We start from the raw sequence: 22228 nt of genomic DNA, 5'->3' as shown, positions 1-22228 counted from the left end.
CCGCCGTAGAGATGTGCAAGCGGAAGGCTGCTTATGGGTTACACGGCGCAGATCCTCGATGACGTCCGCAAGCAACTAGCCCCCGAAGACCTTGTACTCAAAGAGGCCCGTAATCGCCGTGAGGCTGTAAAGACCGCCGCAAGCTCCTTTCGCGGTGTGCTGCGGGCGTATAACTCGGGGTCGCTCGCGCACGGCACTGCCAACTGCCCGATTCATCACCGTGACAAGGGGCTGGACGCCGATTGCGGGATTGTCCTAGACCGCAGGAGTCACTTCGCCTTTGGTCCAGACTCGACCTCTCACGTTGGACCCTCTGGAATCGTTGCGCGGGTACTGGAACACGTAACGCCGCAGATCGTCGACGAGTATCCGCAAGCGCAGCTGTCGGTGACGAAGCGAGCGATCTTCGTCGAGATAAATCAACCGTTCAGTAGCGGCGAGGATCCAACCGTAGACCTGATCGTCGGTCTCGAGCGTCAGGCTAACGGCCTCTGGATTCCCAACACGGAGGAGCATCGCTGGGATCCGGCGCATCCCGAAAAGCACACGCAATTGTTGACTGGCGAGCCCAAATCGTTACGGGTAACTCGCGCCCGCGCTATCCGTCTAGCGAAGGCCGAAAATAAACGATCAACGCCGCCCCTATGTTCCTTCAATATCGAGGCACTAGCGCTGATGTTCGTCGACTCGGGGGATAGCGAGCCACAAGCGTTGATGTCACTGTGGAGACGAGGATCCCGGGATCTCGCTTTGCGTCTGACTCCCGATCCAGCCGGAGTCTCAGCGCCGATCAAGGTTGCGGATCGGGAGTACGCAGTGGCTCGGCTCTCCTTCGCCGCTGACCGGCTTCAAGCCGCGCTCGACAACGATCAGACCGAGAGCATCGTACGAAGCAACCTTCAGCAGCTCTGGCCTGATTTCGTCGCGGCTACCGCGACGGAATCCACTAAGGCTCGCACGGCGGCGCGGCTGAAATCTGGTAAGCCGCTTGGGGTCAATGCATTTGGTGCGCTCACGACTGTTGGTGGAGCGTCCCTAAAATCGCCGCGATCTTTTGGTGATTGAGGAAGGCGGGCTTGAGTCGTCGGGGAGCGCCAGCGCGGCCATGGTCCTGGCTCCAGGACATGCCGAGGCGCGCTCGCATCGAAGCCGGTGCACGGCGCGCTTACTCAGATCTACGCTCGACGCACCTTCGAGGTGCTCACGGAACGAGGACGCGCTACTGCGCGCAAGTTGCGATTCCGGGTTACGAAAGTCGCTTGGTGACAATAGAATTTGAGCACAAGAATCCCCTGAGCCCACACATTTTCGCTGACGGCCCCTCGGGATACGACGACTCACCTCACCGCTACGCGACAAGAGGGCGTACACGGCTTTGTATCTGGTATCCGTCAGATCCTAGCGATCGTAAGTGGGTCCCGGACGATGGTCTTCTAGTGTTGTTCGGTATGGCCGCCGAGCATCTTTTCAAAGAGGCGTGGTGGCGAGAAACTGACGAATGGCTCGGCGAGGAGCATCCACACGATCCTCACGACGAGGCTCCGGCATGACAAACCCTTCGCAGACGACGGGGACCGTCGCGTCTCCGAGTCCGCCTTCCGGCTCCGGTGCGCAGGTATCAAAGCCATCGTCGGAACCGCCGTCCGTGGCAGAAACTACTTCCGGTACGAATCAGTCGGACGTCTCGACATCTACAGTGACCACTCCAGCTACAGCACCTATACCGCAAACCAACCTGAATGCTGGAGGTGGCGACGTCTTGGTTACGGCGATCTTTTCTAGCGCAGTCCTGGCGGCATTGCTAAGTGCCACGCTTAACCTCGCGCTGGCACGACGCAAGAGCCTCGAAGAGGAACGGGCGAGGCTGCGAAGCACCTTCGCCGAGGCCTTTGAGGCAGTTGTCCGATATAAGGAGATGCCGTATGCGATTCGTCGCCGACGCGCCGACGAGCCCAGTGCAGAGCGGGTACGTCTCTCGGAGGAAATGCGTGCGATTCAAGCGAAATTGTCTTACTACCAGATGTGGACTGCCGGGGAGTCGGCCGCCGTCGGCGGCGCCTATGCCACGCTCGTTGAACAATTGCGCCGGATAGCCGGAGAAGCTTGTCACGACGCATGGCTGGCGGATTCGATTTCTGTTGATAGGCAGATGAATATCGGGCCCGATCTCGTCGATCTGAATGGTCTGTCGGAGCATGAACAGGCCTTTGTTGATGCGACCCAGCGGCACCTCGACGAGCTCCTAAAGTTCCACCGATTGTTCGGACGCACCCTGCGAAAACACGCGTAGCGAAAGCTCTAAGTCGTTTCGATCCGTCAGCAGATCGTCAAGTGGTCAAATTTCGGCAATGCTCGGCGAATGCGAAATATGCTGCACCGCAGACTATCTCATAGTTCTCTATCTAGTTCGCGCTTGGAATGCCTGAGGTTTAGTCACCACTCCGTCACGAAGCCAGGATCTCGGTCTAGTTCGATCGGCCTCCACGTCGGTCGCCAGTAGGCCTCGCGCTCGGCTGCGTATTCCCGCTGTCGCGCGAGGTTTTCATCGATTTCGCGCTGCCGTTCGAAAGCCTTCAGTTCAGCGTCGCGGATCGCGGCGTCGAGCCGGACCGACGCTTTCTCGATCGGGAGCATTGGTACGCCGAGTTTGCGTGCCGAGTTGTGCTTCGCGTCGACCGCATCCGGCGTCTCGGTCGCCATCCACACCACCGTCTTCGTGACGTTGACCGCTAACTTTGCACCGTAAGACTCTGCGCGTTTGCGCAGCAGCTCGAAGTCCGCGCCATCGCCGACTACCGCGACACGAAGGCTGCGCAGATATCGGGCTTCGGACGCGGGCTCGGGTTCTGAACACGCGTCGATCGCTTGGTGCAGCTCAGTAGCGAGCTGGGACAGTCCAAGTGCATCGGCGAGTAAGAACATTTCTCGACGCCGAACCGGCGACAACACTGTCCAGTCGACGTCCCGTTCATCGAAGAACGTTGTGTCCCAGGCTTGTCGATGTAGATCGCGGAGCTGGTTGCCGGTCAGTTGCGTATGGCAGGCTTGCTTGGTGAGGGAGCCCGCCTCTTCGTAGGTCAGTAGTCCGTCTTCAACGGATTCCGCGAGCAGCGCCAGATATTTCTCGACTTCGATGGGATCGCCCTCGCGATTCCGGGACGACTGGGGGAATGAAGCCAGAAGCTCCGCGACCGAAGAACCGGCCAAAGGCACTGGCCGGCATCGGATCTTGCACCGACATGGAGCGATTGTCGCTACCACCGTCGGTGGGGCGATGCTGAAGTTCAAGGGTTGGGGCGAACTGCGGAGAAGCCAGAGCACGATCTCGCGAATGGATCTCGCGTCGCCCAAGGCAGTGTGCTTGTTGGTGGGGAACTCGCCTGTGGCCGTCTTGTACATCACCGTCAGGCTGAAGGCGCGACCGTCGAGTTGCCGTCGAGAGGCCTGCAACGTGCACACACCGATGGTCGCTGGGAGCGCGAGCTTGTCGCGGCGCGCGGCTGCAGTCAAGAATCCTTCCTCGAACTCGAAGTTGTGCGCGACCAGAACTGTTCCGGCCATAAAGGCGAACGCTTCACGAAGCGCGTCGATGGTTTGAGGCGCGCCGATGAGGTCGGCGTCGTCGATTTGATGGACGTCACGCGCCTCGCGTGGTGAGCCAGGATTGTTTACCAGAGTGGCGAATTCGTCGATGACCGTGCCATCTGCGGCGAACTTGACCATGCCGATTTCGACGATGCGGTCGACGTCGGGGTCCAAGCCGGTGGTTTCGAGATCGATCGCAGTGAACACGGCGTTCGAGGTGGGGTATCCCGTGGTGCGTCTGGTCAGTACTGCTTGCTGAATGCCCTTCACCCGCGAGGATGCCGGCGGGCTCGACTGCGGAGCGGCGAAATAAGCCTGTCGCCGCCGCGTCTGCGTCACAGGCCGTCCGGCGGACTGCTCGGAAGGCAGCGGGGCTGCGGTCTTCTCTTTCGAGTGCTTATTGAGGAAGTAGGCCGCGGCCGTAATTGCTCCAACGATCGCGAGAACCCACCAGTACTTGATGAACAGACCGACCACGACGAGCACGGCGACAAGAGTGCCAAAACCTTGCATTGAAACCCCCAAGGATCAACCAGCTCCCATGCTGGCTCGACGGTGAGACGGTACTGCAGGGCAATGACTGGCAGGCCGGATTTGGGTTGATCGAACGGCGTCTTGAAGTCCCATCGACGCCTTCAAACCCCTGCGCGGGCAGGCTGAATTAAGAACCGGATCTCTCCGGGGGCCGTTTTCATGCCGTTTGTGAACGGATTTTTGAACGTCAGCTCGGCCGACCGAATTGAATGGGTCCACCGCGCGTGGCGCCGTGCCGGGCAGGCACAAAGTGCTACTGGCCTGCTGTGGCGCGGCTCAGACGCCGAGTAGCTGCTCGCCGCTGAAAGTGGGTCGATGCTGGCTTTCGAGCCCCAAGCGCGGCGTCCGCCCAGCGCCATTTGGGCTACCAAGGCGGCTTGGCCGCGTAGCCCTGGCGGTCGGTGTTGCAGCGTCGAGTTGGACGGGCGCCCACGTATTCGGCAAAGTTGGATGGGGGCGAACTCGGGGCTTCCTTCGTGAGTGCTGCGAGATTAGCGCAGGGCGGGTGGTCGCTGCCGGATTTGAGTACTGCCCTCATAAGTGCAGCGTGTCGAGCGCGCTACAGCGAGCGCAGGAAGTCCACCAGTGCCGCGTTGACCTCGTTCGGCCGTTCCTGCGGTAGCCAGTGCCCCGCTCCGGGGTAGATCCGCATGTCCCGCAGACCCGGCACCTCGGCGTGCATCCGGTCCAGAGCCTTCGCCGTGTTGCCACCGATGAGGTCGTGTTCACCGGCGAGGTAGAGGGCGGGTTGCCGGATCGCCGAGCCGAGGAACGGCGCGAGGATGGCAGGCATCGCATCGAGGTTGCGGTACCAGTTGAGGCCACCGCGGATGCCGTTGCGGGAGAGTTCGGCGACCCAGATCCGGATGTCGTCCTCGGTGATCCAGCTGGGCAGGGTGGCGGGCGCCGGCAGCTGCTGGATGAAGGTCCCGCCGCGCGGGAAGTATCCGTCCCAGCCGGACTCACGCACGCCGTCGGTCACGACGTCGCCGCTGATGCGGTAGAGGAAGCCGCGGAGGAAGGACTCGAGATCGGCGTCGATCTCGGCGTCCGCGACGCCGGGCTCCTGGAAGTACAGCCGGTAGTAGTCGGCGTCGGATGCCCTGGCGCGCATCACGTCACCGACCGTCAGTCCGTCGGGCAGACAGCCCGTCGGTGCCTGGTACGGGACGCTCAGGGCGGCGACGGCCCGGAAGACGTCGGGTCGCATCAGTGCGCAGTACCACGCCACCGGCGCTCCCCAGTCGTGGCCGACGACGACGGCATCCGTCGCGCCGACCGCGTTCACGACGCCCACCACGTCGGCAACAAGGTGCGACAGGGAGTAGGCGGCGACGTCGGCGGGCGCGTCGCTGCGGCCGTAGCCACGCATGTCGAGGGCCACCGCCCGGAAGCCGGCCGCCGCCACCGCGGGCAGCTGATGGCGCCACGAGTACCACGACTCGGGGAAGCCATGGCAGAAGACGACCAGCGGGCCTTCGCCTGCCGAGACCGTGTGCAGGCTGATTCCGTTGACGGTCAGGTCGGCGTGCTCGAACTGGTTCTCGCTCAACGTCATCGCGGCTTCTGCCGGGCGTGGAACTCGTCGGCGTACAGCTCCTGGAAGTTGGGTTCACCGGTGTGCGCGGTGAGCCCACCGTCGGCGACGAGGTTGGCGCCGGTGATGAAGCTGGCGTCGTCAGATGCGAGGAAGGCAATGACGCTGGCGATCTCGTCGGGCATCCCCACCCGGCCCATCGGGATGTTCCGTTCGTACACCGGCTTCATGTTCGGGTGGTCCATCATCCCGCCGGGGTGGCTGTTCACTGGTCCGGGGCATACGGCGTTGACGCGAATACCCTGGCGCGCGTGGTCGATTGCCATGTTGCGGGTCAGGTTGACCACCGCACCCTTGGCCGTGCAGTAGGCGACAAGACCGTAGTTCCCGCCGAGGCCAGAGATCGACGCGGTGTTGACGATGTTGCCGCGGGTGACGGCCAGGTGAGGGATGGCGGCGCGGGAGCCGTAGTAGACGGAGTCGAGGTCGACCGCCATGATGCGGCGCCAGTCGGTGGGATCGACGTCCACGACCGTGCCCATGGTGATCGCACCGGCGTTGTTGACCAGGACGTCGAGCTGGCCGAACCGCTCCACCGCGTGCTCGATCATGTCGGTGACCTGCTGCTCGTCGGAGACGTCGGTGATGCGGGTGGCGAGCCGGGTGTCGCCGAACTCGTCGGTGAGCCGGGTCAGGCCCTTGGGGTTCACGTCGCACGCGAGCACCGTCGCCCCCTCGGCGAGGAACCTTCGCACGGTGGCGGCGCCGATGCCGTGACCGCCGCCGGTCACGACGGCCACCTTGCCTTGGTGCCGAGTCTCATCCACGGGCTGTCTCCTTCGGTTGTCCCTCGACGCCCGTCACGACGAGCGCCGCCTCGACGATGTGACGGCTGCTCATGCCCAGGAGGTCGGCGGTATATTCCGGAGATCCGAAGGGCGGGAACACATCCGGCACGCCCACCGGCCTGACTGGGACGGCGGCCCCACGGAGCGCCAGGGCCTCGGCGACCGCCGAGAACAGGCCGCCGACGACCGAGTGGTTCTCCGCGGTGACCAGTCGGCCGGTGCGGGCGGCCAGGTCGGCGACCGCGTCACCGTCGAAGGGCTTCAGGGTGCTGACCCGCAGGACGGCCGCTTGAACGCCCGATGCGGCCAGGACGTCAGCGGCGATGAGCGCCTCGCCGACGCGGTCGCCGCTGGCGACGATGCCGACGTCGGCACCGTCCCGCAGGAGGACCGCCTTGCCCAGCTCGAACGGCGGCATCTCCACGGTGCGTCTCGCGGACGCCCGGTTGAACGGTTGCCGAAGATAGACCGGCCCGTCGTAGTCCAGGGCCGCCGTGAGTGCCTCCGCCGCTTCGGCCGGATCGGCGGGGTCGATGACGATCATGTTCGGCACGGCCCGCCAGATCGCGAGGTCGTCGATGGCGGTGTGCGACGGCCCGAACGTCGCCGAGATGCCCGGGGTGGCCCCGATGAGCTTGACATTGGCCCGGGGGAGCGCGATCTGCATGATCGCGAAGTCGAGCGCACGGCGGGCCAGGAAGGCCGCGAACGTCGTTGCGACGACAGTCAATCCGGCGCGCGCCAACCCGGCGGCGGTCATCACGAGATTCTGTTCGGCCATCCCTACCTCGACGTAGCGGTCGGGGTAGCACTTGGCGAAGGCCGTCAGGTCGGTGTACTTCTTCAGGTCTGCGGACACTGCGACGATGTCGTCGCGCTCGGCGGCGGCGTCCAGCAGGGCCTGACCCCACGGTCCGGCCTTGGTCCGCAGCCCCATCGCGGCTGCCGCACCGGTGTGCTGGTTCACAGACCCTCCTCGATCTCGCGTTGCGCCGTTGCCCATTCGTCGGTGCTCATGCGGACGAAGTGGGCGTGGGGCCGGTTCTGCAGGCTGGGTGCACCCTGCGCGAGGCGGGTGTGTGCGATCAGCGCGCGGGGTCGTGCACCCGCGTCCCGATCGGCGGCGGCGAAGGCGTCGAGGAGGGCGTCGACGTCGTTGCCGTCGACGTCGCGGGCCCACCATCCGAAGGCCCGGAACTTGTCGGCGAGCGGTTCGACTTCGAGGACGAGGTCGCCGTCGGCCTGGGTGCGGTTGACGTCGACGATGGCGGTGAGGTTGGACAGCCCGCGGGCGCCGGCGAACATCGCGGCCTCCCACGTCGACCCCTCTTGTGTCTCCCCGTCGGACATGTAGTCGAACACCCTCGCCGAATTGCCGCGGTACCGCAGCCCCCACGCGAGTCCGCCTGCGACGCCGAGTCCCTGGCCCAGTGACCCTCCGGCGAACTCCATCCCTGGCACGTCACCGGGCTCGGCGCCGAGGGTGAGCGCGCTGCCGTCGGCGCCGTAGGTGCGCAGGTCGCCCTCCGTGAGCAGGCCGTGTTCGGCCATCGCCGCGTAGTGCGCCAGTCCGTAGTGCCCGACCGACAGCAGGAGGCGGTCCCGTGCTTCGTCGTTCTGCGTGCTGGGTGACCAGTTCAGTTCCCGGAAGTACAGCACCGCGAACAATTCGGCCGATTGCAGCGCCTGACCGATGTAGGCCTCGCCCTTGCCGCGGGCGGCACACAGCGCGTGGAGTCGCAGCCGGCGCGCTACGGCGCGAAGGTCGGCGGCGTCGCGCGCGGGATGCGCCGCGAGGATCGTGTGTTCCACCATGGGTGCATACAACCGGTTGCAGTCGGTGGGCGTCAACAACCCGTGGTGATCCGCGGCGCTCGGGAGGCAAGTCTCTCCGTAAAACGGTAAGCAACAATCTAATTCGTCTGTAGTAGGCGAGGCCGCCGACGGAATCAACCACTTTTCTCGTCACTGTGACGGGTTACGCGCCACCTCAGCTATAGGGGATGCCGGCTCAGGTGCCGCTGTAGCAGCACCCCGACCAGTTCGGGCTCCTCCTGGACGAGCCAGTGCCCGGCGTCCAGTTCGACGAACTCGTGCGGGCCCACGACGTATCCACGACCGACGTCGACGGCCATCCGACTGACGTAGGGGTCGCGGTTGCCCCACACGAGCATCGTCGGCAGGGAAACCGGCGCGAACTCCAGCGACGTCCCGTCGAGCACGGTCATGTGCCCGTTCGTCGCGCGGTACCAGTTGAGCGCAGCGGTGAGTGCGCCGTCCTGCCCGAGGACGGCGAGGTACTGCTCGACGAGTTCCTCGTAGTGCGCGGTCCACACGTCGCGCAGCTGGGCGAACGCGTCTGCCGACCAGAACGATTCGACGATCTGCCCCGGGGCCTGGACGGCACCGAGGAAGTCCCGGTAGGCCTGAACCGCCGGATCGTCGCGCGTGGCCTCGGCGAAGCCGCGATAGTGCGGGATGGACAGGCTGACGTAGGAGGCGATCCGCTCCCCACCGTCGAGGTCGACCGCGCACCAGCCCGCGGCCGCCCCCCAGTCGTGGCCGATCAGGTGGAAGCGGTCGAATCCCGCGGCGTCGGCGACGTCGAGGACGTCCTGCCCCAGGTGCCGGTGGTCGTAGGCGGCGACGTCGTCTGGCCGAGCGCCGGGGCTGTAGCCCCGCTGGTCGAAGGCGAGCCACCGATAGCCGTGGCGGGCAAGCAGATTCATGGCCGGAATCCACATCGCCGAGGTCTCCGGCATGCCGTGCAGCAGGATCACCGGCTCGCCGTCCGTTCCTGAGGCCAGGGCCTCGAACGTCAGTCCCGCCGCATCGATTGACGTTCTCGTCACCGTAGTTCCCTTGGGCATCATCACCAGTGGATACAACCGGGTGCAGTCGGTTGGAGTCAACAATCACCGGTCTCGACGCCGAGGCGGCGGATCTGCTCGCCGATGCTCGCCTGCAGCCGCTGCTGCCCGTCCGGCGACAGCCCCGAGGCAGATCCGATCCACGAGCCGAACAGCGCCCAACCCAGCGTGAGGGCGCTGCGGGCGGCGACGGCGATCCGGCCCTCTTCGGCCGAGAGCCCGTGCCGACCGGCGATGGCCGGGCCCAGCAAGTCGTAGACCGGCAGCGACGTCGGCAGCAGCGTCGGCTCGACGCCTTCGAGGATCAGCCGCCCGACGATCTGCGTCTCCAACTGGAACGACCGCCTCGACAGGTAGGCGTCGAAGTCGTCGTTGGCTCGCAGGTGCTTGGCGTTCTCCTCGGCCAGCGCGCTCAACGCAGCGTGCAGCAGCTGACCCTTCGACCCGAAGTACCGGCTGATCATGCCGTGGTTGACGTTGGCGCGCCCCGCGATCGAACGGATCGACGCGCCGCGGAACCCGACAGCCGCGAACTCCTCGGTGGCCGCCGAGACTAGCGACCCGACGATGGCCTCGCGACCCGACGGGCGTCGGGGGGTGACCTTGCGCTTGCCCTGTGGCACTGAGGATTTCGCCTCATCGAGCGCCCTGGCGTGTTCGGCGTCGGACGGCGAGGTGGCGCTGGGCCAGCGGGACGCCCGGCGCGCCTCCCAGGCCCGCTGCCGGTGCGACGGTCGGCAGTAGCGGCCGACCGGACCGCGCCCGCTCCTCGCCTCGAACCGCTCCCCGCACCATTCGCACACTCCGGTGCGCGCACCCGTCACAGTGACGAGTATGCCGCAGCCGGTCTGTGGCGCCAGCGACGTGAATCGAGGTCCTGCGGCGGGAGCATCCTTGCCGTCAGCGACGCTTTCTCAGTCTCTCGAATCGGTACCGCCGCAGGCTTCGTGGGAAGTCGGCCAATCCGGGCCCACCGTCGCGCAGCCAGCCGGCGATGTCCGATCCCGCCTCTTCGTTGAAGACATAGCCAAGCCAGGTCGATCGTCCGCCGCGTTGATGTCCACCCTCCGACGGTGTGACGACGAGGACGTTCGAACGCTCGCACGGTCCGAGGCAGTCGGTGACCCGCAGATCGGCCACGTCCTGCATCAGTTCGCGCAGCATGCCGAGCTGGGATTCGTGGTCGGTGTCGGGGTGCTTCTTCGCGGTGCCGCAGCAGCATCCCCGACACACGGTGACGGTGGGCCGGGTTCGGTCGAGGGCCATGGTGTCGATTCTGCTCGACGTCGACGGCAGCTCCGTCACGACCCTCGTCCCAGCGGTCACGTGGACGGGTTGGCGTCCTCGCCCGGCGTCACGACGATCGGAACTTGAAGGACACGCAGGATCCTGGCGGCCGTCGAACCGATGAACAGTCGACGAGGCGGGGCCAGTCGACTCGACCCGAGCATCAGCAGATCGCCGGGCTCCCAATCGAGTCCCTCGACGGCTGCCTCTACCGTGTCGCCGTCGGCGACGACCGCGGTGACGGCGGCGCCCTCCGGTAGTGCCGATTTCACGGATTCCAGTGTGGCGTAGGCATGTTCGCGAGCAGCCTCGAGGCCCTTCTCGCCGTGCTCGTCGAGCGCCACCAGCGAGACCAGTCGTAGAGGTGCGCCGGTGGCCCGGCTCGCCGACACCGCGGTGTCGATCAACCGAGCCGCGCCGGGGCGATCCCCGACCGCGCAGGTGACGCGCTGGATGCGCTGTACCTCGGAGTGTCGGGTACCTCGCGGCGCCACTGCGACCGGCACGGGCGCGGAGTGCAGCAGGTCGTCCACGAATGAGCCGAGCGCCAAGCTGCCGGCCAGACCGCCGCCGGATCCACCGACCACGAGGGCCTCGGCACCGAGCTTGAGTGCTTCGTCGCCAAGCGCTTGGGCGACCGACTCTCCGATGACCACCTCCGCCGCGGCTGTGACGTCCTCGGGCACCAGGCGCATGGCCTCGTCGAGCCATGCCGAGCCCTGTCCGGCGAGCACTTCGTGAAACCTGTCTGCCGTCACGCGAGGGGTGGTCACGTCGTCGGGGGACAGCACCATTCGCAGTTCCAGTTCGGCGCCAAGGGTGCGGGCCAGTCGGACGCCGAGTGACACTGCGTCGGCCCCACCGGCGGTCGCGAGATAGCCGACGACGAGCTTCATTTGCTTCCACCCTTCCTGCGGTGCTCGACGTGCTCGATGGGCGTGCCCTCCTCGGACAGGGTCTCCTCTTCGATCTTCATCGTGAGCGGCTTGCGCAACCCGCGGGTGACGTACACCAGCAGTACGAGGCCTATGACGAACCAAATGGCGCCGTAGAGAAGGGCATCGAAGTGCAGGTTCAGCCACAGCACCACCGTCAGGGACATGCCGATGACGGGTAGCACGATGTTGGTGAAGATCTCGACCGGCGTGTGCCGCTTCTTCAGGTGCACGGCGAAGTACAGGAGCACGGTCAGGTTGACGACGGTGAAGGCGATGAGGGCGCCGAAATTGATCATCGCCGACACGAATTCGAGCGTGAACCTGAATGCGAGCAGCGACACGGCCCCGACGATCAGCACGGCGTGCAGCGGGGTGAGAAACCTCGGGTGGATGTAGGACAGGAAGCGTGGGATGCGCCCCGTCTGATTGCGGGCCATCACGTAGATCATGCGGGAGACGCTGGCGTGCGAGGACAGGCTCGACGCGAACATGGCCGCCAACGCAGCCGAGACGAACAGGATCTTGAAGAACTCTCCGCCCACCTTCAGCGCGAGCTCCGGCAGGGTGTCGTCGGTGACCTCGAAGCCGTCGAGCGTGGGGAAGGCGCTCTGGGCGAACCACGCACCGAGCAGGAAGATCGCGCCGCCGATGAGGAGGGCCAGGACGATCGCCTTGGGGACGGTGTTGGGCGTCTTCGCCTCTTCGCTGTACATCGTGATCGCGTCGAACCCGATGAACGAGAAGCACACCACGGTGGCGCCGGCGATGACTGCCCCCATGTCCACGCCGGCGTGATAGAGCGGTTCGAGCGTCAGCGCGGTGCCCTGGCCAAGGCCGCGCGACAACGACAGATACGTCAGGACGACGAACGCGCCGATGAGCACCGTCTGGAAGACGACGAGCACTCCGTTGATGTTCGACGTGCCCTTGATGCTCCAGCAGTTGAGCGCGGTGACGATTGCCACGTAGACGAGGACGAAGATCCAGGACGGAGCGTCGGGGAAGAACGATTCGAAGTAGATCCGCCCGATGACCGCGTTGACCATCGGCAGCAGCAGGTAGTCGAGCAACGAGGACCACCCGACGAGGAAGCCGACGTTGGGGTGGATGACCTCCGATGCATACGTGAAGGCCGACCCCGCCGAGGGGAAGACGCGGGTCATCCGTCCGTAGCTGAGCGCGGTGAACACCATGGCGACGAGCGCGACGATGTAGGCGAGCGGAACGACGCCGTTCGTCTCCTCCGACACGATGCCGAACGTGTCGAAGACGGTCATCGGGGTCATGTAGCCGAGGCCGAGCCCGACGATCGCCCAAAGTCCAAGTGATCGCGATAGGTGAGACGTAGCGGCTGGTGCCGTGTTCTGTTGCACGCGAGAACCTTTCGTCGGCCATCGGGAAGATCCCGCGTCGCCCCCGGGGGTGGCGGTCGGGTTCCCAGACGGACACCCTATCCACTTGGGGACGCTGGCCGAACGTTTCGGACGACATTCCGAATTACGGGGCGGACCGAAGCCCTCCTCGGTGGCGCCGAAACGACGCCCTCAGCCCTCAGATCGCGGATTCGAGCCCGGCGAGCAGAGCCTGCCGGCTGGCCCGCACGTGCTCGCGCATCACGCGTTCGGCGCTGTCACCGTCCTTGGCGACGATGAGGTCCAGCACGTGGTGGTGTTCGCGGTCGGACTGCAGCGGCCTGCCGGGCTGGCTCAACGACGTGTTGACCAGTCGGGCGTAGGCGAGCTGATTCATCAACGTCCGGTAGTGCGCTTCGAGCTTGTTGTTGTCGGCGCCGGCGATGAGCAGGTTGTGAAACTCTTCGACGAGTTCGGCGTAGCGAGCCTTGTCGTCGGCGGCCACCGCTTGGTCGGCTTGCCGGAGGTTCTCTTCGAGCAGTTCGACTTCGGGCACGCGGCCGCGCTGGGCCAGCAGCCGTGCCGCTGCACCCTCCAGCAATTCCTTCATCTCGAAGAGCTCGGTGATCTCACGCCGCGACGGCGTCGTCACGAATGTGCCGACCCTGGGCCGGATTTCGACGAGTCCCTCGGTCTGCAGTTGTTTGAAGGTCTCTCGGACGGGGGTGCGGCTGACGCCGAATTCCTCGGCGATCGCGATTTCGGAGATGTTGACCCCCGGCGAGATCTCACCGGCGATGATGCGGCGCCGGACTTCGGAGATCAGCCGACCCTGAATCGAGCCGTTGCCGTTCTTCGCGTTCACGCCATCCTCTTGGTCACGTCAGACAAGGTCGGTGAGAGTACCGCCATCGAAGAACTTACCCGCGCTGTAGACCATCGGATGCCGGTTGCTCACCTCGGCGTGTACCACTCGGCACATGAAGACGGTGTGTGTGCTGGCCCGGAGCCGCTCGCGAATCTGCACTTCCATCACCGCCGCGCTACGCGCGATCAGCGGGCTGCCGAAAGGCCCGGCGTCCCAATCCAGTCCGGCGAACTTGTCGTCGGACTTCACGGCGAACCGGTTGACGACGTCGAGCTGGTCGGTGGACAGGATGTTGATCGCCAGATGGTCCGCCCGGAACAGACAGTCGTGCGTCGACGAGGTGTGTTGCACCGCGACCATCACTGTCGCCGGGTCCAGGGAGATGCTGGCGAAGGCGTTGACCGCCAGTCCGCGCGGGGTGCCGTCGTCCATGGCGGTGACGACGGTGACGCCGGTGACGAACTGCCGGTTGACCTGCTTCATCACGTCGAGATCGGGCTGCACCTGGGTGACGGCCATCAGCTGTCCTGACCGACGGAGATGATGCCGAGCGCGGTGAGCAGCGTGCGCGGATCCCAGGTGACGAATTCCTCGGCGATGGAGTCGCCGTCGAAGCGCGCGAACGTCGCGCCGCTGACGTTGACCTGGCGTCGGGTCGCGGGAACTCCGAGGAACGAGTGCTCGTGGCTTCCGGTGCTGTGCCACCGGATGGCGGCGCTGTCACCCTCGACGACGATCTCGTCGACCACGGTGAGCAGGTCGGGGAAGGCTGACCGGGTCGCCACGATGGACGCCTTGAATTCGGTCAGGCCCTGCGCGGTTCCGGTTCCGCTGACGCGTTGGTAGTCCGCGCTGAGCAAGCCGTCGAGTGCGTCCACCTCCCCGCGGTCCCAGGCGGCCACCCAGGCGTCGTTGATGCGGTTGCGGCGAGTGTCGTTGTCAGACATCGTGCTTTCCTTCCAAGGGGGTCTTGAGGAACGCGGCGGCGTTCCTGGTGGTGAGGCTGGCCCGGCGGTCGGCGATCAGTTCCATCCAGAACGAGACCGCGAGGCCGGCGATGATGATCAGGAACGGCAGTGACGCGACGATGACGGTGTTCTGCAGCGCGTTGAGCCCGCCGCCCAGCATCAGGGCGACCGCGGTCAACCCGGTGAGCGCACCCCAGAGGATCAGCACCCAGCGGCGTGGCGCCAAATGCCCGTCGCTGGTCATCATTCCGAGCACGAACGTGTTGGCGTCGGCGCCGGATACGAAGAACATGACCACCAGCAGGATGGCGATCGCGGACGTCACCGTCGACAGCGGGAAGTGTTCGAGGGTGGCGAAGAACGCGCTGTTGATGTCCTTAGCGGTGCGCTGTGCGATGTCGCCGCCCTCGAACATGTCGACGTGGATGGCGGTGCCGCCGAAGACGGTGAACCAGCTGAAGAAGACGACGCTGGGGACGACCAGCACGCCCATGATGAAGCCGCGGATGGTGCGACCCTTGGAGATACGGGCCAGGAAGACGCCGACGAAGGCGCCCCACGACACCCACCAGGCCAGCATGAAGTAGGTCCACCATTGCATCCACTCGAGGCCACCGAATGCGGTGCCCTGCAAACTCATCCGGAAGAAGTCGGTCGCCCAGGTGCCCAGGGCCTCGATGTAGAGATTGGCGATGAAGACCGTCGGCCCGACGACGAGCATGAACACGAACAGTGCGACGGCGAGCACCACGCTGCCCTGGCTGAGGAACTTGATGCCCTTGCTGACACCGGTCACCGCGGACATCGTGAACACGACTGTGACGGCCGCGATGATCAGCACCTGCGTGACGTTGGTGACGGGGATCCCGAACAGCGACGCCAGGCCGTTGTTGACCTGCAGCGCACCGAGACCCAGGGACGTGGTGGTGCCGAAGAGCGTCGCGAAGACCGCGAGGACGTCGATGGTCTTGCCGATCGGCCCGTTCACGCGGTCACCGAGCAGCGGGACGAACAGCTGGCTGACCAACGTGCGACGGCCCTTGCGGTACGTCGAGTATGCGATCGCCAACCCGAAGACCGCGAAGATCGCCCAGGCGTGCAGGCCCCAGTCGAAGTAGGAGTACTGCAGCGCACGGACCGCGGCTTCCGGCGTGTTCGGAGCGGCGAGTCCGTGTGGTGGTGTCGCGAGATGCGAAATCGGCTCTGCCACACCGTAGGAGACCAGGCCGATGCCCATGACGGCGCTGAGGATCATGGCAAGCCAGGTGATCGTGCCGAACTCCGGCCGGTCGTCGTCCTTGCCGAGCCGCGTATCCCCGAACGGGCTGAAGGCAAGGAACACCAGGAAGATCAGGATCCCCAGTGAGACCACCAAGTAGAGCCACCCGAACGTGCCCGTCACCCAGTTGAGGGACGCCGTCGTCACGGTGCTCAGGTTCTCGGTGAAGAACACCGCCCAGACGACGAACACGGCCGAGACGCCGACCGATGTCCAGAACACCGAGCCAAGGCGGCCGCTCGAGCGGGACGGAGAGTCGATCTCTGGCAGGTCCGAGGCCTCGTCGAGCACCGGGGTGGGGCCTGGTTCTTCTATCTCTGCCACGCCGACGGGTGTCGGCTCGGTGGTGAGTTCATTCGGCATGAGCACTCCTCGTCGTGGCATGTGGGTCGGCGACTCTGCCGGGGACCGCTTGTATGCAACAGAAAGTAACCACCATCACAAGCGAATGTCAATGGAGCTCGCCAACATACTTGGTCCGCGTTTTGGGCGGTGTGGCCCCGCTCGCAGGAGACATACAGCTACGGATGGTTCTAGCTGCAACGATTACTTAACTTCGAGGTAACCCGCCCCATTGGGGCGACGGGTATGGCCCGGGGGCTCTTGACCGGGGGCTCGGCATGACTTAGCGTCTGTTGCATGCAACAGGATGATCCGACGCGACACTTGGGCCTCCGGAAGGTGGTGGTCTACCGCGAGCTCGTCGTCACCGAGGGCGGGGAGCGGCCTGCCCGGCCGGCCAGCCAGGCCAGCGTGGCCGCCGTCATCTCCAACCCGTGGGTGGGCACCGGAGCGGGCCGCGATCTGTCGGCCGAGGTCGAGCGGATCGCGCCGGCGCTGGCCAGACTGCTCACCGCGAAGCTGGTCGACGCGCTGGGCGGAGTCGACGCCGTCGAGGCGTTCGGCAAGGCCGCGGTCGTCGGAACGGCGGGGGAGATCGAGCACGGAGGGGCCCTGATCCACACCCCGTACTTCGGAAACCTAATGCGCGAGTTTCTCGACGGTGAGTCGATCATCTGCTTCGCCGACACCCGTGCAGAGGCAGGGGAGGCGCTGGTCGTCCCGCTGTGGCACAAGACCCAGGCCGCAACCCGCAGTCACTATCAAACGATCACCACCCGCATCTCCGACGCGCCCCGGGCCGACGAGCTGGTGATCGTCGCCGCCGGCTCCACCGGCCCGCGGCCACATCCCCGCATCGGGGACCGCAAGACTGATCCTGCAGTTACCGTCAAGAGTCTGGAGAGTGTGCTGTCATGAAGATCCGCAAGATCGTCACCATCGTCGAGGAGATTCGCACCGAGGGCGGCCGGGAGGTCAACCCGCCCGCGCGCGTTGCCATCGTCGCGGCGGTCATCGAGAACCCCTGGGCCGGTCAAGGTTTCGTAGAGGATCTCAACCCCGGCATCGACGCGACCGCATCCGATCTCGGCTCGCTGCTGGCGCCGCAGGTCCTCGACGCACTCGGTGAGACCGCCGAGGCCTACGGCAAGGCCGCGATCGTGGGCCTCGACGGCGAGATCGAACACGGTTCCGGACTGATCCACACGCTCAAGTTCGGTGACCACTTCCGCAAGGCCGCCAACGCCACGACGCTGCTGCCCGCGGTCGAGAAGCGTGGCCCCGCCGGCGTCCTGTTCGACATCCCGCTCAAGCACATCACCGACGCGACCATCCGGTCTCACCACCAGACGGTCGAGGTTCGCATCGCCGACGCGCCGCACGCCGACGAGATCGTCGTCGCGTTGGCCGCCGCCGCCCAGGGCCGTCCGCAGCAGCGCCTCGCGCCGCTGTCCACCGAGCAGTAGCGCAGGAGATCCTGGTGATCACCCCGACGCTCGTGTTCCTGCACGGAGTAGGCCTCGACCACTCCGTGTGGGAGCCGGTGGCCGCCCTGTTGGGCGACGACGTTCGGGTGGTCACCCCCGATCTGCCCGGCCATGGTGCCCGACCGCCCGTCGGCCCCGGGGTGACGCTGGCCGATCTGGCCGAGGGGGTGGCCGCCGACATCCCCGACGGCGCGCACCTGGTCGGCTTCTCGCTGGGCGCGATGGTGGCGCAGCACCTGGCGATCCACCGTCCCGAACTCGTCGCGACGCTCACCTCGGTGAGTTCGGTGTGCCTGCGCACACCGGCGGAGCGGGCCGCTGTGCTGGAGCGGCTGCGCACCGCCGACACCGACGTGCGTGCCAGTACCGAAGCGTCCCTTCGTCGTTGGTATGACGGCACCGACGTCGACGCGGAGCTGATCGCTCGCACGGAGCGCACGTTGCTCGCCAACGACCCCGACAGCTTCGTCAACAGCTACCGGGTGTTCGCAACCGCGGATGCCGAACTGGGGCCGAACCTGGGCCGCATCGGCGTGCCTGCGTTGGCCGTGACCGGTGAGTGCGACCCCGGCTCCACTCCGGAGATGACCCGCAGGCTCGCCGCCGCGATCCCGAATTGCGAGGCAGTCGTCGTACCCGACGCCCGTCACATGCTGCCGGTCGAACGGCCGGCCGAACTCGTCCGAATCCTGTCCACATTCCTTGGAAGGTATGCCCGTGTCTGAGCGGAAAACCCTGCAGCACTTCATCGACGGCAAGCCGGCCGAACCCGATTCGGGTCAGTACTTCGCGAGTACCAACCCGGCCAACTGCGAGGTGCTCTACGAGGCGGCACGCGGCAACGCCGTCGACGTCGACGCTGCCGTCCGCTCCGCACGCCGGGCCTTCGAGGACCCGCGATGGCGCGATCTGAGTCAGACCAAGCGGGGACATCTGCTGCGCCGCCTCGGTGACCTGGTCGCCGAGAACGCCGAGGAGCTGGCCCGCTCTGAATCGCTGGACAACGGAAAGCTGTTGCGCGAGATGCGCGGTCAGCTCACGACGCTGCCCGAGTACTACTACTATTACGCCGGCTTGGCCGACAAGATCAATGGCGACGTCATCCCCACCTCGGATCGCCGGGTGCTCAACTACACCACCCGGGAGCCGCTGGGCGTCGTCGGCGCCATCACCCCGTGGAACTCGCCGCTGACGCTGACCACCAGCAAGCTGGCCCCGGCGCTGTGCGCCGGCAACACCGTAGTGATCAAGCCGTCGGAGTACACCTCGGCCACCGTGCTGCGGTTGGCCGAGCTCGCAATCGAGGCGGGATTCCCGCCCGGCGCGGTCAACGTGGTGACCGGTTTTGGCGTCGAGGCGGGCCAGCCGCTCGTCGACCACCCCGCCCTGGCGAAGATCTCGTTCACCGGCAGCACGGCGACCGGGTCACGGATCGCGTCGTCGGCAGCGGGCCGGTTCATCGGCTCCACCCTCGAACTCGGCGGCAAGTCGCCGAACATCGTCTTCGACGACGCCGACGTCGCCAATGCCGCAACGGGAGTCGTGGCGGGCATCTTCGCCGCCGCCGGACAGACGTGCATCGCAGGCAGCCGCGTGTTCGCCCACCGCTCGGTGTACGACGAGCTGCTCGAACGTGTCACGGAGCGCGCCCGCAGCATCCGCATCGGCGACCCGCTCGACGAGACGACCGAACTGGGCCCGCTGGCCTTCGAGGATCAGCGCGACAAGGTCGCCTCCTACGTCGACCTCGGTCGCTCCGAGGGCGCCCGGGTGCTGACCGGCGGTCAGGCCACCGACGGCGGACTGGGCGGCTACTTCTACGAACCGACCGTTCTGGTCGACGTGACCAACGACATGCGGGTGGTCCGCGAGGAGATCTTCGGGCCCGTCGCGGCGATCATGCCGTTCGACACCGAAGACGAGGTCATCCGGCTCGCCAACGACACCGAGTACGGCCTCGCGGCCGGCGTGTGGACCTCGAATCTGGCTCGCGCGCATCGGGTTGCGGGACGACTCGAGGCGGGCACGATCTGGGTCAACACTTACCGGGCGATGTCCCCGATGTCGCCGCGGCAGGGTTTCAAGAGCAGCGGCGTCGGCGTCGAGCACGGCACCGAGACCATTCGGGAGTACACGCGGCTCAAGAGCGTCTGGATCAACACCGACGAAGGTCCCGTCCCCGACCCGTTCGTGCTGAGGAGCTGACATGCCGCTCGTCGAAGTGACCCTCGCCGAAGGTCGGTCCGCCGATCAGGTCCGCGCCATGATGCGGGAAGTGCACGAAGCGGTGCTACGCACCGTCGACACCAAGTCCGAGCACATCCGCGTCATCGTCCGCGAGGTGCCCCGAACGCACTGGGCCACGGGTGATCTCACCTTGTCCGAGATGGACGCCCAGAATTCCGCCAGCCAACAAGTCAGGGAGCATTGATGAGATTCTCGCTATTCGCCCACATGGAGCGGTGGGACGACCAGGTCAGCCACCGTGAGCTCTTCGAGAACCTCGCGGAGCTCACCCTGATGGCCGAGGCCGGCGGCTTCGGCACCATCTGGATCGGTGAGCACCACAGCATGGAGTACACCATCTCGCCCAACCCCATGCCGCTGCTCGCCTACCTGGCCGGCAAGACCACCACCATCAGGCTCGGTGCGGGCACCATCATCGCGCCGTTCTGGAATCCGATCCGTGCCGCCGGCGAGTGCGCCCTGCTCGACGTCATCAGCAACGGCCGCGCCGAGATCGGATTAGCCCGGGGCGCATACCAATTCGAGTTCGACCGGATGGCAGGCGGCCTGCCCGCGACCGACGGTGGGAAGCACCTCCGCGAGCTGGTTCCCGCGGTGCGCAAACTGTGGCAGGGCGACTACGCCCACGACGGGGAGATCTGGCAGTTCCCGACCTCGACCAGCGTGCCGAAGCCGATCCAGGAGCCGTCGCCGCCCATGTGGGTCGCCGCCCGCGACCCCGACTCACACGACTTCGCGGTCAAGTCCGGCTGCAACGTGATGGTCACCCCGCTGATGAAGGGCGACGAGGAAGTCGCCGACCTCAAGCGCAAGTTCGACACGGCGGTAGCCGACCACCCCGAGGTGCCCAGGCCCGAGATCATGGTGCTGCGCCACACCCACGTGCACGCCGCCGAGGACCCCGACGGATGGCGCCCCGCCGCCGAGGGAATCTCGAAGTTCTACCGCACGTTCGACGCATGGTTCGGCAACAAGTCGACGCCCGTGGACGGGTTCCTGGACCCCAGCCCCGAATCCAAGTTCGAGGGTCGGCCCGAGTTCGAGCTGGAGTCTCTGCACCGCACCGCGATGATCGGCACACCGGACCAAGTCATCGAGCGGCTCCGCTACTACCAGCAGCTCGGCATCGACGAGTTCAGCTTCTGGTGCGACAACAGCCTGTCGCACGACGAGAAGCGCCGGTCACTCGAATTGTTCATCAAGGAAGTCGTCCCGGCGTTCCAGTGATCGCCGACCTCACCTCAGGAGTAGCCATGCCCGTACGCATTTCGGCGGTCGACCTTCGCGACGCGGCTCGGAAGTCCCAAGCGATCCGCGCCCAAGCCCAGGAGCGTGGCGAAGCGGCGCCGGAGGTGTTCCTCGACGTCGAGGTGCACATCGACCGCGACGCCAAGGCGGCGCTGCGCGGACTGGGGGACCAAGAGAGGGAGTCGGTGCGCTACGTCGGCACGCCGCGCGGCCTCGCCGGCCTGATCTCCGACGTGCAGCGGCTCGGGATCGCCGACGGCGTGGTTCTGCTGACCCGGTCGGAGCACCAGGTTGCCGACTTGATGCTCGACGAGTTGGCGCCGGGCCTCAAGGCGTCCTAAACACGCCTCGAAGGACGAGCTCAATCCCGCTGCAGCGCCGCATGTGTGGCGGTGAGATAGCGATCCAACGTGTCGCGGCTGGTCGACAGGTGTCGGATGCGCTCGTCGAGACGTTCCTTCTCGTGAGCCAACGCGCTCAGGATTTCGGGGCACGGGTCGATCGTCGGCTCGCTCCCGTGCGCGCACGGGAGGATCTGACGGATGGCGTCGGTCGGGAGGCCGGCGTCGAGCAGCCCACGGATCTGGGCCACCGTGGTCACGTCGTCCGGGCAATATCGGCGGTAGCCGTTGTCCCCGCGGACGGGGTTCAACAAGCCCTGTTGCTCGTAATAGCGCAGCATCCGCGGAGAGGCACCCGAGCGCTGTGAGAGCTCGCCGATGGAGATGGCCGTCGACGCCGAACGTGACGCGGGACTTGACCTTGACATAGATGTCAGACTTTAGCATTCGGGTCATGAGAGCAGATCAGTGCAACCCGCTTCGCGGGGATCCGTCCA

24 protein-coding genes are annotated in these 22228 nt (G+C 65.9%); 9 read left to right on the top strand and 15 right to left on the bottom strand.

The annotated features are described in order from the left end of the window. The first annotated feature begins 33 nt into the window (after positions 1-33). Both ASD37_RS31585 and ASD37_RS20820 read left to right on the top strand, forming a co-directional pair. Complete coding sequence (locus tag ASD37_RS31585) at positions 34-1065, top strand: hypothetical protein (protein WP_156721001.1); 1032 nt, start codon at positions 34-36, stop codon at positions 1063-1065. Positions 1066-1759: 694 nt separating this feature from the next. Further along, positions 1760-2290: a hypothetical protein gene (locus ASD37_RS20820; protein ID WP_056555885.1), complete on the top strand. Its 531-nt coding sequence runs from the start codon at positions 1760-1762 to the stop codon at positions 2288-2290. A 143-nt stretch (positions 2291-2433) separates the two neighbouring features. On the opposite strand, the gene ASD37_RS20815 is transcribed toward ASD37_RS20820, so the two are convergent. The 14 genes from ASD37_RS20815 to ASD37_RS20750 form a co-directional block, all read right to left on the bottom strand. Beyond that, positions 2434-4071, bottom strand: a complete 1638-nt coding sequence (locus ASD37_RS20815; protein ID WP_056555883.1) for a 3'-5' exonuclease — start codon at positions 4069-4071, stop codon at positions 2434-2436. A 607-nt stretch (positions 4072-4678) separates the two neighbouring features. Further along, positions 4679-5677, bottom strand: coding sequence for an alpha/beta fold hydrolase (locus ASD37_RS20810; protein ID WP_056555881.1), 999 nt, complete (start codon positions 5675-5677; stop codon positions 4679-4681). Next, positions 5674-6483 (bottom strand): SDR family NAD(P)-dependent oxidoreductase, encoded by an 810-nt coding sequence (locus ASD37_RS20805; protein WP_056555880.1) that lies wholly within the window; start codon positions 6481-6483, stop codon positions 5674-5676. Before ASD37_RS20805 ends, ASD37_RS20810 begins: the two co-directional genes overlap by 4 nt. Further along, positions 6476-7471 carry a transketolase family protein gene (locus ASD37_RS20800; protein WP_056555877.1) on the bottom strand — a complete coding sequence of 332 codons (996 nt, stop codon included), beginning with the start codon at positions 7469-7471 and terminating at the stop codon, positions 6476-6478. The genes ASD37_RS20805 and ASD37_RS20800 overlap by 8 nt, the downstream gene beginning before the upstream one ends. Continuing rightward, positions 7468-8319 (bottom strand): transketolase, encoded by an 852-nt coding sequence (locus ASD37_RS20795; protein ID WP_056555873.1) that lies wholly within the window; start codon positions 8317-8319, stop codon positions 7468-7470. Before ASD37_RS20795 ends, ASD37_RS20800 begins: the two co-directional genes overlap by 4 nt. Positions 8320-8498: 179 nt before the next feature. Beyond that, the gene (locus ASD37_RS20790; RefSeq protein ID WP_162253294.1) at positions 8499-9356 is read right to left on the bottom strand and encodes an alpha/beta fold hydrolase; all 858 of its coding nucleotides are present in this window, start codon (positions 9354-9356) and stop codon (positions 8499-8501) included. A 56-nt stretch (positions 9357-9412) separates the two neighbouring features. Then, complete coding sequence (locus ASD37_RS20785) at positions 9413-10198, bottom strand: TetR/AcrR family transcriptional regulator (protein WP_162253293.1); 786 nt, start codon at positions 10196-10198, stop codon at positions 9413-9415. A gap of 76 nt (positions 10199-10274) precedes the next feature. Then, positions 10275-10679, bottom strand: a complete 405-nt coding sequence (locus ASD37_RS20780) for a (2Fe-2S) ferredoxin domain-containing protein (protein WP_235568492.1) — start codon at positions 10677-10679, stop codon at positions 10275-10277. A 17-nt stretch (positions 10680-10696) separates the two neighbouring features. Beyond that, positions 10697-11557 carry a universal stress protein gene (locus ASD37_RS20775; RefSeq protein ID WP_056555864.1) on the bottom strand — a complete coding sequence of 287 codons (861 nt, stop codon included), beginning with the start codon at positions 11555-11557 and terminating at the stop codon, positions 10697-10699. Then, complete coding sequence (locus ASD37_RS20770) at positions 11554-12972, bottom strand: APC family permease (protein WP_156721000.1); 1419 nt, start codon at positions 12970-12972, stop codon at positions 11554-11556. Before ASD37_RS20770 ends, ASD37_RS20775 begins: the two co-directional genes overlap by 4 nt. Positions 12973-13150: 178 nt before the next feature. Continuing rightward, entirely contained in the window at positions 13151-13816 is a 666-nt protein-coding gene (locus ASD37_RS20765) for a GntR family transcriptional regulator (RefSeq protein ID WP_142271049.1), read from the bottom strand. 18 nt (positions 13817-13834) lie between these two features. Beyond that, the gene (locus ASD37_RS20760; protein WP_056555858.1) at positions 13835-14338 is read right to left on the bottom strand and encodes a flavin reductase family protein; all 504 of its coding nucleotides are present in this window, start codon (positions 14336-14338) and stop codon (positions 13835-13837) included. Then, complete coding sequence (locus tag ASD37_RS20755; RefSeq protein WP_056555855.1) at positions 14338-14766, bottom strand: ester cyclase; 429 nt, start codon at positions 14764-14766, stop codon at positions 14338-14340. The genes ASD37_RS20760 and ASD37_RS20755 overlap by 1 nt, the downstream gene beginning before the upstream one ends. After that, on the bottom strand, positions 14759-16429 hold the full coding sequence (locus tag ASD37_RS20750) for a BCCT family transporter (RefSeq protein ID WP_082570362.1): 1671 nt from the start codon (positions 16427-16429) through the stop codon (positions 14759-14761). The genes ASD37_RS20755 and ASD37_RS20750 overlap by 8 nt, the downstream gene beginning before the upstream one ends. A 276-nt stretch (positions 16430-16705) precedes the next feature. Here ASD37_RS20750 and ASD37_RS20745 point away from each other — a divergent pair, with 276 nt between their 5' ends. Genes ASD37_RS20745 through ASD37_RS20715 form a run of 7 tightly spaced genes read left to right on the top strand, consistent with a single transcriptional unit; the run spans position 16706 to position 21731 of the window. Further along, entirely contained in the window at positions 16706-17326 is a 621-nt protein-coding gene (locus tag ASD37_RS20745) for an amino acid synthesis family protein (RefSeq protein WP_056555853.1), read from the top strand. Further along, positions 17323-17874, top strand: a complete 552-nt coding sequence (locus ASD37_RS20740; RefSeq protein ID WP_056555850.1) for an amino acid synthesis family protein — start codon at positions 17323-17325, stop codon at positions 17872-17874. Before ASD37_RS20745 ends, ASD37_RS20740 begins: the two co-directional genes overlap by 4 nt. A gap of 14 nt (positions 17875-17888) precedes the next feature. After that, positions 17889-18620, top strand: coding sequence for an alpha/beta fold hydrolase (locus tag ASD37_RS20735; protein ID WP_056555848.1), 732 nt, complete (start codon positions 17889-17891; stop codon positions 18618-18620). Next, on the top strand, positions 18607-20100 hold the full coding sequence (locus tag ASD37_RS20730) for an aldehyde dehydrogenase (RefSeq protein WP_235568491.1): 1494 nt from the start codon (positions 18607-18609) through the stop codon (positions 20098-20100). Before ASD37_RS20735 ends, ASD37_RS20730 begins: the two co-directional genes overlap by 14 nt. A gap of 1 nt (position 20101) precedes the next feature. Further along, positions 20102-20326, top strand: coding sequence for a tautomerase family protein (locus ASD37_RS20725; RefSeq protein WP_056555846.1), 225 nt, complete (start codon positions 20102-20104; stop codon positions 20324-20326). Next, complete coding sequence (locus ASD37_RS20720; RefSeq protein WP_056555844.1) at positions 20326-21369, top strand: LLM class flavin-dependent oxidoreductase; 1044 nt, start codon at positions 20326-20328, stop codon at positions 21367-21369. The genes ASD37_RS20725 and ASD37_RS20720 overlap by 1 nt, the downstream gene beginning before the upstream one ends. A gap of 26 nt (positions 21370-21395) precedes the next feature. Next, positions 21396-21731, top strand: coding sequence for a hypothetical protein (locus tag ASD37_RS20715; protein WP_156720999.1), 336 nt, complete (start codon positions 21396-21398; stop codon positions 21729-21731). 20 nt (positions 21732-21751) lie between these two features. Here ASD37_RS20715 and ASD37_RS20710 read toward each other — a convergent pair whose 3' ends face one another. Continuing rightward, positions 21752-22159 carry a MerR family transcriptional regulator gene (locus ASD37_RS20710; RefSeq protein ID WP_235568490.1) on the bottom strand — a complete coding sequence of 136 codons (408 nt, stop codon included), beginning with the start codon at positions 22157-22159 and terminating at the stop codon, positions 21752-21754. Between the last annotated feature and the right edge of the window lie 69 nt (positions 22160-22228).

The organism is Mycobacterium sp. Root135 (assembly GCF_001426545.1).
Lineage (GTDB): Bacteria > Actinomycetota > Actinomycetes > Mycobacteriales > Mycobacteriaceae > Mycobacterium.
The sequence above is the reverse complement of the archived record's forward strand: the minus strand, read 5'-3'. Positions and strand labels throughout refer to the sequence as shown.